The organism is Streptomyces sp. 351MFTsu5.1 (assembly GCF_000383655.1).
GTDB classification, from domain to species: domain Bacteria; phylum Actinomycetota; class Actinomycetes; order Streptomycetales; family Streptomycetaceae; genus Streptomyces; species Streptomyces griseorubiginosus.
The window spans coordinates 146,345-161,140 of the sequence record NZ_KB911786.1 but is presented as its reverse complement, the minus strand read 5'-3'; the positions used below and the strand labels follow the sequence as shown (position 1 = coordinate 161,140).

Annotated in this window: 13 protein-coding genes; 8 read left to right on the top strand and 5 right to left on the bottom strand. The window is 71.6% G+C overall.

Annotated features, from left to right (window positions below):
* The first annotated feature begins 26 nt into the window (after nucleotides 1-26).
* Nucleotides 27-1,184 carry an acetyl-CoA C-acetyltransferase gene (locus H295_RS0126245; RefSeq protein ID WP_020138330.1) on the top strand — a complete coding sequence of 386 codons (1,158 nt, stop codon included), beginning with the start codon at nucleotides 27-29 and terminating at the stop codon, nucleotides 1,182-1,184.
* A 27-nt stretch (nucleotides 1,185-1,211) separates the two neighbouring features.
* Here H295_RS0126245 and H295_RS0126240 read toward each other — a convergent pair whose 3' ends face one another.
* Genes H295_RS0126240 through H295_RS0126225 form a run of 4 tightly spaced genes read right to left on the bottom strand, consistent with a single transcriptional unit; the run spans nucleotide 1,212 to nucleotide 4,735 of the window.
* Entirely contained in the window at nucleotides 1,212-2,303 is a 1,092-nt protein-coding gene (locus H295_RS0126240) for an NAD(P)H-dependent flavin oxidoreductase (protein ID WP_020138329.1), read from the bottom strand.
* Nucleotides 2,300-3,115 (bottom strand): CoA-transferase, encoded by an 816-nt coding sequence (locus H295_RS0126235; protein WP_020138328.1) that lies wholly within the window; start codon nucleotides 3,113-3,115, stop codon nucleotides 2,300-2,302. Before H295_RS0126235 ends, H295_RS0126240 begins: the two co-directional genes overlap by 4 nt.
* On the bottom strand, nucleotides 3,112-3,975 hold the full coding sequence (locus H295_RS0126230) for a CoA transferase subunit A (RefSeq protein ID WP_020138327.1): 864 nt from the start codon (nucleotides 3,973-3,975) through the stop codon (nucleotides 3,112-3,114). The genes H295_RS0126235 and H295_RS0126230 overlap by 4 nt, the downstream gene beginning before the upstream one ends.
* The gene (locus tag H295_RS0126225; RefSeq protein WP_020138326.1) at nucleotides 3,968-4,735 is read right to left on the bottom strand and encodes an enoyl-CoA hydratase family protein; all 768 of its coding nucleotides are present in this window, start codon (nucleotides 4,733-4,735) and stop codon (nucleotides 3,968-3,970) included. The genes H295_RS0126230 and H295_RS0126225 overlap by 8 nt, the downstream gene beginning before the upstream one ends.
* A 78-nt stretch (nucleotides 4,736-4,813) precedes the next feature.
* On the opposite strand from H295_RS0126225, the gene H295_RS0126220 reads away from it, so the two are divergent.
* The 3 genes from H295_RS0126220 to H295_RS0126210 all read left to right on the top strand — a co-directional run bounded on the left by H295_RS0126220 (nucleotide 4,814) and on the right by H295_RS0126210 (nucleotide 7,546).
* Entirely contained in the window at nucleotides 4,814-5,590 is a 777-nt protein-coding gene (locus tag H295_RS0126220) for an SDR family oxidoreductase (RefSeq protein WP_020138325.1), read from the top strand.
* An 82-nt stretch (nucleotides 5,591-5,672) separates the two neighbouring features.
* Nucleotides 5,673-6,584: an SDR family oxidoreductase gene (locus H295_RS0126215; protein ID WP_020138324.1), complete on the top strand. Its 912-nt coding sequence runs from the start codon at nucleotides 5,673-5,675 to the stop codon at nucleotides 6,582-6,584.
* Nucleotides 6,585-6,682: 98 nt separating this feature from the next.
* On the top strand, nucleotides 6,683-7,546 hold the full coding sequence (locus H295_RS0126210) for an alpha/beta fold hydrolase (protein ID WP_020138323.1): 864 nt from the start codon (nucleotides 6,683-6,685) through the stop codon (nucleotides 7,544-7,546).
* Nucleotides 7,547-7,658: 112 nt separating this feature from the next.
* Here H295_RS0126210 and H295_RS0126205 read toward each other — a convergent pair whose 3' ends face one another.
* The gene (locus H295_RS0126205) at nucleotides 7,659-7,940 is read right to left on the bottom strand and encodes a GlsB/YeaQ/YmgE family stress response membrane protein (RefSeq protein ID WP_020138322.1); all 282 of its coding nucleotides are present in this window, start codon (nucleotides 7,938-7,940) and stop codon (nucleotides 7,659-7,661) included.
* A gap of 226 nt (nucleotides 7,941-8,166) precedes the next feature.
* On the opposite strand from H295_RS0126205, the gene H295_RS0126200 reads away from it, so the two are divergent.
* The 4 genes from H295_RS0126200 to H295_RS0126185 all read left to right on the top strand — a co-directional run bounded on the left by H295_RS0126200 (nucleotide 8,167) and on the right by H295_RS0126185 (nucleotide 14,661).
* The gene (locus tag H295_RS0126200; RefSeq protein ID WP_020138321.1) at nucleotides 8,167-8,715 is read left to right on the top strand and encodes an SRPBCC family protein; all 549 of its coding nucleotides are present in this window, start codon (nucleotides 8,167-8,169) and stop codon (nucleotides 8,713-8,715) included.
* Nucleotides 8,716-8,750: 35 nt separating this feature from the next.
* A complete protein-coding gene (locus H295_RS0126195) occupies nucleotides 8,751-11,042 on the top strand; it encodes an FdhF/YdeP family oxidoreductase (RefSeq protein WP_028809765.1) in 2,292 nt (763 codons plus the stop codon).
* 291 nt (nucleotides 11,043-11,333) lie between these two features.
* Nucleotides 11,334-12,179: an RNA polymerase sigma factor SigF gene (locus H295_RS0126190; RefSeq protein WP_020138319.1), complete on the top strand. Its 846-nt coding sequence runs from the start codon at nucleotides 11,334-11,336 to the stop codon at nucleotides 12,177-12,179.
* Nucleotides 12,180-12,231: 52 nt separating this feature from the next.
* Nucleotides 12,232-14,661, top strand: a complete 2,430-nt coding sequence (locus tag H295_RS0126185; protein ID WP_106960943.1) for a SpoIIE family protein phosphatase — start codon at nucleotides 12,232-12,234, stop codon at nucleotides 14,659-14,661.
* Nucleotides 14,662-14,796: the final 135 nt, after the last annotated feature.

Sequence of the window (14,796 nt, the reverse complement as noted above, 5' to 3'; positions counted from 1 at the left end):
TCCCCTGAAGCCCTCAAGGAGCGGCCATGGCCGAGGCATACATCGTCGAAGCGGTCCGTACCCCCGTCGGCAAGCGGAACGGCGGACTGGCCGCCGTCCACCCCGCCGACCTGGGCGCCCATGTGCTCAAGGCGCTGATGGAGCGGTCGGGCGCCGACCCGGCGGCCGTCGAGGACGTCGTCTTCGGCTGCCTGGACGCCGTCGGGCCGCAGGCCGGTGACATCGCCCGCACCAGCTGGCTGGCGGCCGGACTGCCGGAGGAGGTGCCGGGCACCACCGTGGACCGGCAGTGCGGGTCCTCGCAGCAGGCCGTGCACTTCGCCGCGCAGGGCGTGCTCTCCGGCACCCAGGACCTGGTGGTCGCGGGCGGTGTGCAGAACATGTCGATGGTCCCGATCGCCTTCGCCACCCGGCAGGCCGCCGAGCCCCTGGGGCTGACCCAGGGCCCGTTCGCGGGCTCGGAGGGCTGGCGGGCCCGGTACGGCGACCGGCCCGTCAACCAGTTCGTGGGAGCCGAGACGATCGCCGGGAAGTGGGGCATCTCCCGGCAGGACATGGAGGAGTTCGCGCTGCGCTCCCACCAGAGGGCCGTGCGCGCCATCGACGAGGGCCGGTTCGACCGCGAGATCGTGGCCTACGGCGATGTCACCACCGACGAGGGCCCGCGCCGCGACACCAGCGTGGAGAAGATGGCGGGCCTGAAGCCGGTCATGGAGGGCGGCAGGATCACAGCGGCGGTCTCCTCCCAGGTCTCCGACGGCGCCTCCGCGATCCTCCTGGCGAGCGAACGGGCCGTGCGGGAGCACGGGTTGACCCCACGGGCCCGGGTCCACCACCTGTCGGTGCGCGGCGAGGACCCGATCCGGATGCTCACCGCGCCGATACCGGCGACCGCGTACGCCCTCAAGAAGGCCGGGATGACCATCGACGACATCGACCTGGTCGAGATCAACGAGGCGTTCGCGTCCGTGGTGCTGGCCTGGCTGAAGGAGACCGGCGCCGATCCGGAGAAGGTCAACGTGAACGGGGGCGCGATCGCGCTGGGCCATCCGCTGGGCGCCACGGGTGCCAAGCTCATGGTCACCCTGCTGCACGAACTGGAGCGCACGGGCGGCCGGTTCGGCCTCCAGACGATGTGCGAGGGCGGCGGCCAGGCCAACGTCACCATCGTCGAACGGCTCTGACGGCCGACGGCCGTACACACCCGAGGATCAGCGCAGTCGCTTCAGCGTGGTCAGGGCCTCCGCCATGATGTCCTCGACCAGTTCGGCGCAGGACGGCAGGTCGTCGATCAGGCCGGCGACCTGGCCGGCGGCCATCACGCCGAGGTCGGTGCGGCCGTCCACCATGGCCGCCTTCAGCAGCATGGGCGTGTTCGCGGCGAGCAGGACCTGGCTCCAGGTCAGGTCCTTGCCGTGCTTCATGGACAGACCGTCGCGGACCATGGCGGTCCAGCTCAGGCCGGATTCCCGTCTGAAGGCGGACGCGTGGCGCAGGGCGCGGGCGAACGCCCGGGTACGGCCCGTGCGTTCCAGTGTGTCGACCAGTTCGCTGCGCAGCATCCGGTGGGGCAGGCCGTCGACCTTGGTGGTGACGGTGACGTCCTGCACGCCCGCGGCCAGATAGCGGGCCTTGACCGGGTCGGGGACCGTGCTGTCGGAGGTCAGCAGGAAGCGGGTGCCCATGGCGATGCCGGCCGCGCCGTAGGCGAGCGCGGCGACCAGGCCGCGTCCGTCGCGGAAGCCGCCGGCCGCGATCACCGGGATGTCCACGGCGTCGACGACCTGGGGCAGCAGCACGGTGGTGGCCACGCTGCCCGTGTGGCCGCCCCCTTCGCCGCCCTGCACGAGCACCGCGTCGGCACCCCAGTCGGCCACCTTCTCGGCGTGGCGGCGGGCGCCGACGGAGGGGACGACGACCACTCCGGCGTCCTTGAGGCGGGCGATGAGGTCCCGGTTCGGCGCGAGTGCGAAGGACGCCACCCGTACGTCCTCGTCGATCAGGACGCGCACCCGCTCGGCCGCGTCCGAGGCGTCCGCCCGCAGGTTGACCCCGAACGGGGCGTCCGTACGGGACTTCACCTCGCGTACGGCGGCCCGCAGTTGAGGCACGGTCATGGTGGCGGAGGCGAGGATCCCCAGTGCGCCGGCCCTCGCCGTGGCGGTCACCAGCCGTGGCCCGGCCACCCATCCCATGCCGGTCTGGACGATCGGGTGCCGTACGCCGACGAGTGCGGTGAGCGCGGTGGTGATGGTGCCGTCGGCGGGAGGGGTGCCGTCGGTGGTGAGGGTGCCGTCGCTCATGCGGGGACCTCACGGGTGCGGAGGTCGCCGGGGTCCAGGACCTCGCGGATCAGCCGCAGTTCGTCGGCGTCGGGGGCACGGGTGTACGGCACCTCCGCGGGGACGGTGAGCGCGAACCCGGTGGACTCCTCGACCTGTTCCACGGTGACGCCGGGGTGCAGGGAGCGCAGCCGCATGGTGCGGTCCGGGGTGTCGAAGTCGAACACGCCGAGGTTGCTGATGACTTCGGGGATGCGGTGGAAGCGGGTGGCGGAGGGGCCGGCCTCGGCGGCGCGGGCGTAGCCGACTCCGCTGACCATGTCGACGTGCTCGACGAAGACGCGGGGCGAGTGCTTGGGGACCCAGTAACTGGTGGGGTTGTTCAGGGTGTTGACGGGTGCGCCCCGCACTCCCAGCAACTGCCGCGTGGGGCGGGCCCAGTCGCCGATGCAGGAGATGTTCTGGTTGCCGTGGCGGTCGATCTGGCTCGCGCCCATCATCACGTGCCGACGGCCGGTGGCGACCAGGGCCAGGTGCTGGCGGTAGGGCAGCCAGCCCTCCACGATCCCGGGCGGGGCGCCGAGGGCGGGGGTGTCGCCGACGAGCAGCGCCTCTCCGTCGGTGAGGAGCAGGTCGGGGGCGAAGGTGAGCCTGGCCAGCCGGGCGCCGAGGGTGGGGACGGTGCCCATGGGGCTCGCGAGGATCTCGCCGGCGTCCCGCCAGGCCTCGGCGCAGGCCACCACACAGTACTCGGCGCGCGTCGCGTCGTTCGTCGTGGGTGCGTTCGCTGGGGGTGCGTCGGTCGGGGATGTGTTCGTCCGGGGTGCGCTCACGTCCGCTCCTCGTGGAATGCCGTGACCGCCGCCTGGTATGCCTGTTCGTCGCCGGACAGGAAGCGGTCCGTGAACGCCCGCCAGGTCTCCGGATCACGGGCGGCCTGTGCGTAGGCGCGCTGGAAGGGCTCGTCGCGGTCGTAGTCGGGTGCGCAGGAGGTGAAGTGGGCTCCGCCCGGCGTCTCGACGACCCCGGTCACGAAGGCCCGTTTGACCAACAGGCTCTGCGGGGCGGCGTCCTTGAGCAGGTCGGCGGTGTCGACGATCTGCTCGCAGGACACGTAGGCGGTGTCGGCGGCCTGGCAGAAGAGGTCGTCGAAGTACGGGTCGGGGCCGAGGTACTGGGCGTTGCCACGAGAGTCCGCCCGGTTGAGGTGGACCAGGGCCGCGTCCAGCCGCAGGGCCGGGACGGCGACGAACTCCTCGCCGTCGTCGTAGGGCGAAGTGACGGTCCGCAGGCGTGGGTTGACCTTCATCACGTCCGATCCGAGGGCCGCCCTGACCGGCAGGAACGGCAGGCGCTGCGCGGCCGCGGTCAGGCCCCACATGAACATCGCCTCGTCCAGCTCCTCCAGTGCGAAGGCGCCCCGCTGCCGGGCCGCGGTGAAGTGCGGCTCCAGGGGGATGGAGTCGAGGGTGGCGAAGGCGGCGACCAGCTTGCGGATCCTCCCGGCGGCGGCGAGGAGTCCGACGTCCGGACCGCCGTAGGAGACCACGGTGAGGTCGGTGACGTCGGTCCGCAGGAGGGCGCGGACCAGGGCCATCGGCTTGCGCCGCGATCCCCAGCCGCCGATGCCGAGGGTCATGCCGCTGCGGAGGCGGCCGACGGCCTCCTCGGCGCTCATCGTCTTGTCACTCACCGCTGCCACCCTCCGCCGACCTGGACGCCACGAAGGCATCGCGGTACCGGTCGGAGACACCGCTGAGGTTGGCCTCGAAGGTGAAGCCCTGCTCGAAGCGGTAGCTGCGGCGGACGTCCACCGGGTCGATGCCGTTGATCGCCGCCTTCGCGAGGCGGATCAGCAGACCGTCCTTGGCCGCGATCTCGCGCGCCAACTCCAGTGCTGCTTCAGTCAGTTGCTCACGTGGCACCACGCGCCACACCGAGCCGTGCCGGTGCAGCTCCTCGGCGGTGACGGTGCGCGAGGTGTAGTACAGGGTCCGCATCAGATGCTGGGGCACCAGACGGGCCAGGTGGGTGGCCGCGCCGAGGGCGCCCCGGTCCAGCTCGGGCAGCCCGAAGGTCGCGTCCTCGCTCGCCACGATCGCGTCCGCGTTGCCGACCAGGCCGATGCCACCGCCCAGGCAGAAGCCGTGCACGGCGGCGACGACCGGGACCTCGCAGTCGTACACCGCCGCGAACGCCTCGTAGCAACCGCGATTGGTGCCGACGAGGGCCGCGTGGCCGTCGGTGCGCTGCATCTCCTTGATGTCGGCCCCCGCGTTGAAGCCGCGCCCGGAGGCGGTGAGCACGACACAGCGCACCTTGGGGTCGGCCCCGGCGGCGCGCACCGCGGCGGCGAGCTCGTACCAGCCCTGCACGGGAAGGGCGTTGACCGGTGGGAAGTCGACATTGACGACGGAAACGCCCTCATCGGGGGCTGCGGTGGAGACACCCATGAGCGATTCAGCTACCTTTCCACCAAACGTTTGTTAGGTACGAAGGTAGCAGCGGAGCGCACCCTCCGGGAGGGCCTCATGGCATCGGTCATCGAGCTGGGCGGCAGGGTCGCGGTGGTCACCGGCGGCACGCGCGGGGTGGGCGCGGGCATCACCCGGGCCCTGCTGGAGGCGGGCGCCGAGGTCGTGGTCTGCGCCAGGCGCCCGCCGGAGCAGCCGGTGCGGGCCGGCGGGCGCACGGCCCGGTTCCTGCCGCTGGACCTCAGGGACGCCGACGCGGTGACCGGCTTCTTCCAGCGGGTGCGCCGGGAATGCGGCCGTCTCGACGTCCTGGTCAACAACGCGGGCGGCACGCCGTACCGGATGCTGGACGAGGGCGGGGCCCAACGGCACGCGCGGGTGGTCGAGTTGAACCTGCTGGCGCCGCTGACCGCGTCCCTGGCCGCGTACGAGGTGATGCGCGAGCAGCCCGCGGGCGGGTCGATCGTGATGATCGGGAGCGTCAGCGGCAGCCGCCCCTCCCCCGGTTCGGCGGCCTACGGGGCCGCGAAGGCGGGGCTCGATCAGCTCGCCCGGACCATGGCCGTGGAGTGGGCGCCGCTCGTGCGCGTCAACACTCTGGTGCTGGGCATGGTCCGCACCGAACTCGCCCAGGTGCACTACGGCGACGAGGAGGGCGTGGCCGCCGTGGGCCGCACCGTCCCGCTCGGCCGGCTCGCCGACCCCGCAGAGGTGGGCGACGCCTGCGCGTTCCTCGCCTCCGACCGCGCCTCCTACATCTCCGGCGCGAGCCTCCTCGTGCACGGCGGCGGAGAACGACCGGCCTTCCTCGACGCGGCCACCGCCAACCACTGAACCGACGGCCACCGGGGACCCACGAGCCTTCCGCCGGCGGACCCGCGAGCCACCACCGACCCACGACGTGAGGATGATCCCCATGAACGGACTGTGCACCGGACGCGTCGCCGTCGTCACCGGCGCCGGCCGCGGACTCGGCCGCGCGCACGCGCTCGCTCTCGCGGCGGAGGGCGCCGCGGTCGTCGTCAACGACCTCGGGGTCGGCGTCGACGGGTCCGGAAGCGGTGCCGGGCCCGCGCAGCAGGTCGTCGAGGAGATCCGGGCGCTCGGGGGACGGGCGGTCGCGCACGGCGGTGACATCGCGACGACCGGGGGTGCCGCGTCGCTCGTCCGTACGGCCCTGGAGTCGTACGGCCGTCTGGACGCTCTGGTCAACAACGCCGGGTTCCTGCGCGACCGGATGCTGGTCAATCTCGACGAGGACGACTGGGACGCCGTCATGCGCGTCCATCTCAAGGGCCATTTCCTGCCGTTGAAGCATGCCGCCGGGTACTGGCGCGGGGAGGCGAAGGCCGGGCGGACCCCGGTCGCGCGGGTGGTGAACACCAGCAGCGGGGCGGGGCTGGCGGGCTCGGTCGGGCAGGGCAACTACAGCGCGGCGAAGGCCGGAATCGTGGGGCTGACGCTGGTCGCGGCCGCCGAACTGGCGCGTTACGGCGTCCAGGTCAACGCCGTCGCCCCGGCCGCTCGCACCCGGATGACCGAGGCGACCTTCGCCGAGACCATGGCCGCCCCGGGCGACGGCGGCTTCGACGCCATGGCCCCGGAGAACGTCTCCCCGCTGGTCGTCTGGCTCGCCTCCCCCGCGTCCGCCGGGGTGACCGGACGGGTCTTCGAGGCCGAGGGCGGGCGGATCACCGTGATGGAGGGCTGGCGGCCCGGCCCCACGCTGGACAAGGGGGCCCGCTGGACCCCGGCGCAGGCGGGCGAGACGGCACGGCAACTGCTGGCCGAGGCGGAGGAGCCGCGGCCGGTGTACGGGGCCCGGTAGGCGCGCCTTCGCCACCCCTGCACCCACCTGAAGGGCGGGGAATCTCCTCCGTGTGCCGTGGACCACGATGCCCTTCGGTGCGGGCTAGCGTGCCGGGTATGACTTCCGGCAGCGCCCCCCACTCCCACGGCGAGCGGCTCCTCGACGTCAACGGTGTCGGGTTGTGCGTCGAGACCTTCGGAGACCCCGCGGCCCCGGCGATCGTTCTGGTCGCCGGGGCGTGCGCCTCGATGCTGTGGTGGGACGCCGAACTGTGCGAACGGATCGCCACCGGTGGCCGGTTCGTGGTGCGGTACGACCAGCGGGACACCGGCCGCTCGGCCTGCTGCCCGCCGGGGCGGCCGACGTACACCTACCGCGACCTGGCCCAGGACGTGCTGGGCATCCTGGACGCCCTCGGTGTCGAGCGCGCCCACCTGGTCTGTCAGTCGATGTTCGGCGGGATCGGTCTCCTCCTCGGGGTGGACCGGCCCGACCGGGTCGCCTCACTGACGTTCGTCTCGACGTCGACCGGCGCCGCCGACCTGCCGCCGCCGGCCGCCGGTCTGGCCATGCCGGCCGCACCGGACCCCTCCGACCCGGCCGCGGTCGTCGCGTACGTGGTCGCCGGGGCGAGGGCGTGCGCCGGCGGCTCGCCGTACTTCGACGAGGCCGCGATCCGGACGCTGGCCGAGCGGGACGTGGCGCGTGCCAGGAACTACGCGTCCACGCTGGAGAACCACTACGCCATCGGGTTCGACGAGCCGTCCCGGGGCGGCTTCGGCGACATCACGGCACCCACGCTCGTGGTGCACGGCGACCTCGACCCACTGCTGCCCCCGGCGCACGGCGAGGCGCTGCGCGACGCGGTCCCCGGCGCGGAGCTGCTCGTCCTGGAAGGAGCGGGGCACGACGTGCCGAGGGCGGTGTGGGACGCCTTCGTCCCGGCCCTGGTGCGGCACACGGCTGAAGGCGAGTCGTGACTCCGGAAGGACGCGCGAAGGACGCGCAAAGCCCCGTGGGCCGGGATCCACAGATGGGTCCCGGCCCACGGGGCAGTGGTCGATTTATCGACCTGTAGACACTGACGAGAGGTCATGCGTGCCGGTGGGAGCGCCCTCGGTTACCAGTGAAGACACGGTAGAGCGCGAGCAGGATGAGGGAGCCGACTATCGCGGCGATCCAGGTGGAGATCTCGAAGAACCCGTCGACCGAGTCGACACCGAAGATCACCTTGCCCAGCCACCCTCCGAGCAGGCCGCCCGCGATCCCGATGAGCATGGTGATGATGATGCCGCCAGGGTCCTTCCCCGGCATGATGGCCTTGGCGATCGCTCCGGCGAGCAGGCCGATGATGATCCACGCGAGGATTCCCATGGTGTGTGTCCCTCTTCCTTCATGAGATAAGGACTGCGTCAGCACATCGTGTTTACCGTCCGCGCGCATACAAACGTTTTCTGTGAAATCCGATCCACCCAAGGGCGCACAGGCCCGGCCGGAGCGGTTCACATGCGTGTGCGGGCGACTCGAAGGCCGCGATCTGGGAACCGGGAGAGAAGCCCGGGCGCGTGAGCCCGGTTCGCCGACCGGAGGAGAGGCCACGATGGCAGGCGCACACGACTCGCGGCAGCACGTCGAGGAGACCGTCGAGGTCGCCGTTCCGGTGCGTACGGCGTACAACCAGTGGACGCAGTTCAAGACCTTCCCCCGGTTCTCGACCGTGGTGCACGACGTCGAACAGGTCAGGCCCACCGTGACCGCGTGGACCCTCGGCTACGGCCCGCTGCGCCGCCGTTTCCCGGTGGAGATCGTGGAGCAGGACCCGGACACGTGCCTGATCTGGCGCGGTCTTGACCAGCACCCCTCCCATCAGGGCGAGGTGCGGTTCAGGCCGACAGGATCGGGCGGTACGGCGGTCACCGTCCGGATGCTCCTGGAGCCGCGCGGAGTCGCGAAGCTGCTCCTGGGCTCGTCCAAGGGCGCGCAGGTGGTCGCCCGGTCGGTGCGCCGCGAGCTCCTGAGCTTCAAGGACTACATCGAGGGGGTCGGGCAGGAGGGCGGCGCGTGGCGCGGCACCATCCGCAACGGCCGCGTCCAGCACGACCACCCGGAACCGCCGAGGAGCCGGGTGGCCCGGTGGCCCGTCGGCTGACCCGCGTTCCGGACCCGCACAAGAGAGGCGAACCGATGCAGAACCCGTCAGGTCAGGAGCCCGAGGACACCCCCTCCGTGACACCGCCGAAGAAGTGGGCGGCGGGGGTTCCCGCGGTCGTGCACGCGCTGGAGTACTCGCTGGAGCAGACCTCGCCGCGCAGGACCGGGGTCGACCTGCTGACGATGAACCAGGTGGGCGGGATCGACTGCCCCGGCTGTGCCTGGGCGGATCCGAAGCCGGGGCACCGCCATCGCAACGAGTACTGTGAGAACGGCGCCAAGCACATCAACGACGAGGCCACGACCCGCCGGATCACCGCCGACTTCTTCCGCGAGCACAGCGTGTCGGAGCTCGCCGCGCGCTCCGACATGTGGCTCAACCAGCAGGGCCGGCTCACCGAGCCGATGATCAAGCGGCCGGGGTCCGACCACTACGAGCCCATCGGATGGCAGGACGCCCTGGGCGTGCTGGCCGACCAGCTCACCTCGCTGGACTCCCCCGACGAGGCGGTCTTCTACACCTCGGGCCGCGCGAGCAACGAGGCCGCCTTCGTGCTCCAGCTCTTCGCCCGCGCCTTCGGCACCAACAACCTGCCCGACTGCAGCAACATGTGCCACGAGTCGAGCGGCTCCGCCCTGAGCGAGACGCTGGGCACCGGCAAGGGCACCGTCAGCCTCGACGACCTCCACCACGCCGACCTGATCTTCCTGGTGGGACAGAACCCGGGCAGCAACCATCCGCGCCAGCTCTCCGCCCTGGAGGAGGCCAAGCGGAACGGCGCCCGGATCGTGGCGGTCAACCCGCTGCCCGAGGCGGGGCTGCGGCGGTTCAAGAACCCGCAGAAACCGCGCGGTGTCGTCGGGCGCGGCACCCAGATCGCCGACCGTTTCCTGCACATCAAGCCCGGCGGCGACCTCGCCCTGTTCCAGGCCCTGAACCTGCTGCTGCTGGAGGCCGAGGACGCGAGGCCCGGCACCGTGCTGGACCACGACTTCATCGACGCCCACACCAGCGGATTCGACGAGTTCACCGAGCACGCCCGCAGCGTCGACTGGGACGAGGTGCGGACGGCGACCGGGCTGAGCCGCGAGGAGATCGAGAAGGTCCGCGACGAGGTCCTGCGCAGCGAACGGGTCGTCGTCTGCTGGGCGATGGGCATCACCCAGCACAAGCACGGCGTGCCCACCATCCGGGAGATCGTCAACTTCCTGCTGCTGCGCGGCAATCTGGGGCGGGCCGGCACCGGCGCCTGCCCGGTGCGCGGGCACAGCAACGTGCAGGGCGACCGCACCATGGGCATCTGGGAGCAGATGCCGGACACGTTCCTCGACGCTCTCCAGAAGGAGTTCGGCTTCGACCCGCCGCGCCCGCACGGACTCGACTCGGTGAACGCGATCAAGGCGATGCGCGAGGGCCGCGTGAAGGTGTTCCTGGCCCTCGCGGGCAACTTCGTGCGGGCCGCTCCCGACAGCGAGGTCACCGAGGAGGCGATGCGCTCGTGCCGGCTGACCGCCCACATCTCCACCAAGCTCAACCGTTCGCACACGGTGTGCGGGGACACCGCGCTGATCCTGCCGACCCTCGGCCGCACCGAGCGTGACGTCCAGGCCGACGGCGAGCAGTTCGTCACCGTGGAGAACTCCATGAGCGAGGTGCACACCTCCCAGGGCCGCCTGGAACCGGCGTCCCGGCTGCTGCTCAGCGAGGTGGCCATCCTGTGCCGGCTGGCCCGCCGCACTCTCGACGGCAGGGCGGACATCCCCTGGGACCGGTTCGAGGGGGACTACGGCACGATCCGTGACCGCATCGCGCGCATCGTGCCGGGATTCCACGACTTCAACGCGCGGGTGACCCGCCCCGGCGGTTTCCAGCTGCCCAATCCGGTCAACGAGGGGGTGTTCGACACCGCTTCCGGCAAGGCCGTGTTCAGCTGCAACGAGCGGGTGGTCCCCAGGGCCCCCGAGGGCCATCTGCTGCTCCAGACCCTGCGCTCGCACGACCAGTGGAACACCGTCCCCTACACGCTGAACGACCGCTACCGGGGCATCCACGGCAGCCGGCACGTCGTCATGGTCAACCCGGCCGACCTCTCCCGGCTGGGGCTGGCGCAGGGCGACCACGTCGATCTCGTCAGTGTCGCGGCGGACGGCACCGAGCGCCGGGCCGCGGACTTCTCGATCGTCTCCTACCCGACGGCACCGGGCTCCGCCGCCGCCTACTACCCCGAGACCAACGTCCTGGTACCGCTGGACAGCGTCGCCGACATCAGCAACCAGCCCGCCTCGAAGGGGATCGTCGTCCGCCTCGAACCGACCGGCGCCTGACCCGCAGGACGGCCGGTAGGCAGTGGGGGTCCCGTGGGTGCACCGGCTGCCGCGCAGGTCGTGATCTGTCCGAGGCGATTGGGGCAGGTTCCCGTGCGCATCGCCGTCCGGCGGTCGGCCGCCAGGTGGGCCCACCTGCCGCATTCCGAGCCGTTCGGGAAAGCATTTCCGGCGTCGCGCGACATTGCCATCCGAACGGCAGGAGTGGATGGTGGAAGCCGGGGTAGGCGCGGCTTTGTCGGCCGCCGGGGTGGGCGGCACCAAGGGTTTGATTCCGGGAGGGGAACGATCATGGCGGTGACGACAAGGACGGCGTCCGCACCGGGGACCACCGAGCTGCCCCAGCTGGCAGAGCCCTCCCAGGTGGCGCCCAAGGACGCGCGGCAGCTGTCGCGGCTGTTCTTCGAGCAGCTGGCCGTCCTGGAAGAGGGCACGCCGGAGTTCAGCTACGCCCGCAACACGCTGATCGAGATGAACATGTCCCTGGTCCGCTTCGCGGCCGGCCGGTTCCGCAGCCGTGGTCCGGAGGAGATGGAGGACATCGTCCAGGTCGGCATGATCGGCCTGATCAAGGCGATCGACCGGTTCGAGCTGTCCCGCGAGGCGGAGTTCACCTCGTTCGCCATCCCCTACATAGTCGGCGAGATCAAGCGGTTCTTCCGCGACACCACCTGGGCCGTCCACGTGCCGCGCCGCCTCCAGGAGGCCCGCGTCCAGCTGGCCCGCGCCACCGAGGAACTCCGCAGCCGCCTCGGCCGCACCCCGACGGTGAAGGAACTGTCGGAACTGATGAGCCTGCCCGAGGACGAGGTCATCGAGGCCCGCATCGCCGCGAACGGCTACAACTCCGCTTCGCTGGACGCCACCATCAACGGCAGCCAGGACGGCGAGTCGGTCCTCCAGGACTTCATCGGCGCCGACGACACCGCCCTGGAACTGGTGGAGGACTTCCACGCGCTGGCTCCCCTCATCGCCGGCCTCACGGAACGCGAGCGGCTGATCATCCACATGCGGTTCGTGGAGGAGCTCACGCAGTCGGAGATGGGCGAGCGCCTCGGCATCTCCCAGATGCACGTCTCGCGGTTGCTCTCGCGCACGCTGACCCGGCTGCGCCAGGGGATGCTCTCCACCCACTGAGCCGGGCGGCGCACCTGCTGACCACGGCCGCAGGCTGTGCGATGCTCGACACGTGACGTCACGGGAACAGCCGCCTCGACAGGGAGCGGCGTCCGACTCCCCGACGCTGGCGAAGGTGGTCGCACGCCAGCGGGCCGAGATCGTCGATCTGCAGCGGGTCGCGGCCCTGCTTCCGGTGCTGGAGCGGGCCAAGGGCGCCGTGATGGTGCAGGAGGGGTGTTCCGCGCAGGAGGCCTACGAACTGCTCCTCGACCGGTCCGCCGAGGCCGGCCGCACCCTCGTGGAGGAGTGCTGGCTGACGCTGGGGGCCATCCGCCCGGTCCGACGACGGCGCGGGCGGCGCCGCCGGCGTCCGGAGGCCGACACCGGCGGTTCGGTGTTCGACTCGGCCCAGTACCTGGTACCCGCCGAGCCGTCCCCCCGCCCCGCCCCGGCGGGCGCGCCCGCCGACGCCGCGCTGCTGCTGGGCAGGCTCGGGCTGAGCCTGGCGAACGTGCGGGACCGGCACGAGCTGGCCCGCTGTCTGCTGGAACACCTCTCGGACGGCGTCGAGGCCGGCGCCGTACTGATCTATCTCGCCTCCGGCGACAGTGTGCGGCTGGCCGGGCACGCCGGCATCGACGGGGTGGACGCCGTCCGCTGGCAGCGACTGGCCGTCGCCGGGGACGGGACCGCCGTACGCGATCCGTGGCCCGCCCGGGAACCGCTGTGGTCGGAGGGGCCCGAGCCGTGCGAGGCGTTCCTGGTGCCCGACGACACCGTGCGCCGGTGGCCGTCCCGGGCCTGGCTGCCGGTGGACATGGGCGGTGAGGCCGAGGAGATCGTCGCGGTACTGCGCGGCACCGACCGCCCCTTCACGCTTGCCGAACGCGAACTGCTCGTGGCCGCGGTGCAGTTGTGCGCGGGGCGGCTGACGACCCTCGACTCCGAGGTCTCCCGCCGCAGGCCGTCCGTCGACAGTGTGCAGCAGATCTTCGACGTGCTGCCGGGGTCGGTGATCCTGCTCTCCCCGCTGTCCTCGGCCGACGGTGTGGTGGAGGACTTCCGCATCGAGGCCGCGGCACCCGACTCGGTGGACGTCGCCGGCCGCACCGGACGTCAACTCGTCGGCCTCAGGGTGCTGGAGTGCTATCCGACCTTCGCCGGGACGGAGATGTGGAAGGGCTACCTGGACGTCCTCGCCACGGGCCGGCCGTTCGCGGGCGAGCCGTTCACCTACGAGGAGGTGGTGGCCGGCATCCCGCGGCACTCCAGTTTCTCCCTGCGGGTGGCCCGGCTCGGCGAGCACCTCGTCGTCTCCTGGGTCCGGCACGACATCACGGCACGGCAGGAGCAGCGTCTGGCCACCCTCCAGCGGCTGGGCAATCTGGGCTGGGCCGACTGGAACCTCATCAGCGACACCATCACCTGGTCCCCGCACGTGTTCACGATCTTCGACCGGGACCAGAGCCTCGGACCGCTGCGCCTCGAGGAACTGCCCGAGTGCGTCCTGCCCGAGGACCTGCCCGGGCTGACGGTGGCGGCGCAGCGGCTGCTGAGCGACGGCACCGCCATCGACCAGCCCTTCCGCATCACCACCAGGGCGGGAGTGCGGCATCTGCGGATCGTCGCCGAGGCCATCACCGACGCGGACGGCACCCCGCTGGAGGTCCACGGCTTCTTCCAGGACCTCTCCGGGCAGCGGGACGCCGAACTCGCCCTGCTCAGCAGTGAACGCGCGGTGTCCGCCCAGCGGGGTCTGCTCCAGGCCGAACGCAGGATGGCGGCCCGGCTCCAGCAGGCGCTGCTGCCGCTGCCCAAGGGGCCCGTCATGCTGGCCGGGCTGTGGACGAACGCGTTCTACCACCCGGCCGAGCGGGGCATCAGCGTCGGCGGCGACTGGTACAGCGCCATCGAACTGCCGGACGGGGACGCCCTGTTCGTCATCGGGGACGTCATGGGGCACGGCATCAACGCCGTCGCGACGATGGCCCAGCTCCGCTTCACGGCCAAGGGCATGATCATCACCGGGTCGAGTCTGACGGACGCGCTCACCCGGCTCAACGCACTGCTGATGCACCTGCACTCCCCCGCCGACCGGCACACCACCGCGACGATGATCGTGGCCCGCTACCGTCCCGCCGACCGCACCCTCACCTGGGCGCAGGCCGGCCATCTGCCGCCCCTGCTGGTGCGGGACGGCGAGGCCCGGATCGTCGAGCGGCCCGCCGGCATCCTCCTCGGCGCCACCACCACCCCGGTGTTCGAGGAAGCCATCCTGCGGCTGGAGGAGGACGACCAGCTGCTGATGTTCACCGACGGCCTGATCGAGCACCCCGGCCAGGACCTGACCGCGGGCCTGAGCGCCCTGGCCACGACGGCCGCGGCGGTCCTGGACATCTCCCGCCCGGACAGCCTCACCACCCTCCACATGTCCCTGGCCCACGCCGACCACCCCGACGACGTGTGTGCCCTCCACATCAGCATGCCGCGGACCCCGTAGGACGGAACCCGGTCGGCGGGGGCCGCAGGTGTGGTCGACGTGACTTAAGTGAGTGAATCGCTGACTGTGCGCATCGACTGGGTTAACCTCGTCCCTCACGGGGGCCGAACAGGCGTGCATCGAATGTGACTTCGG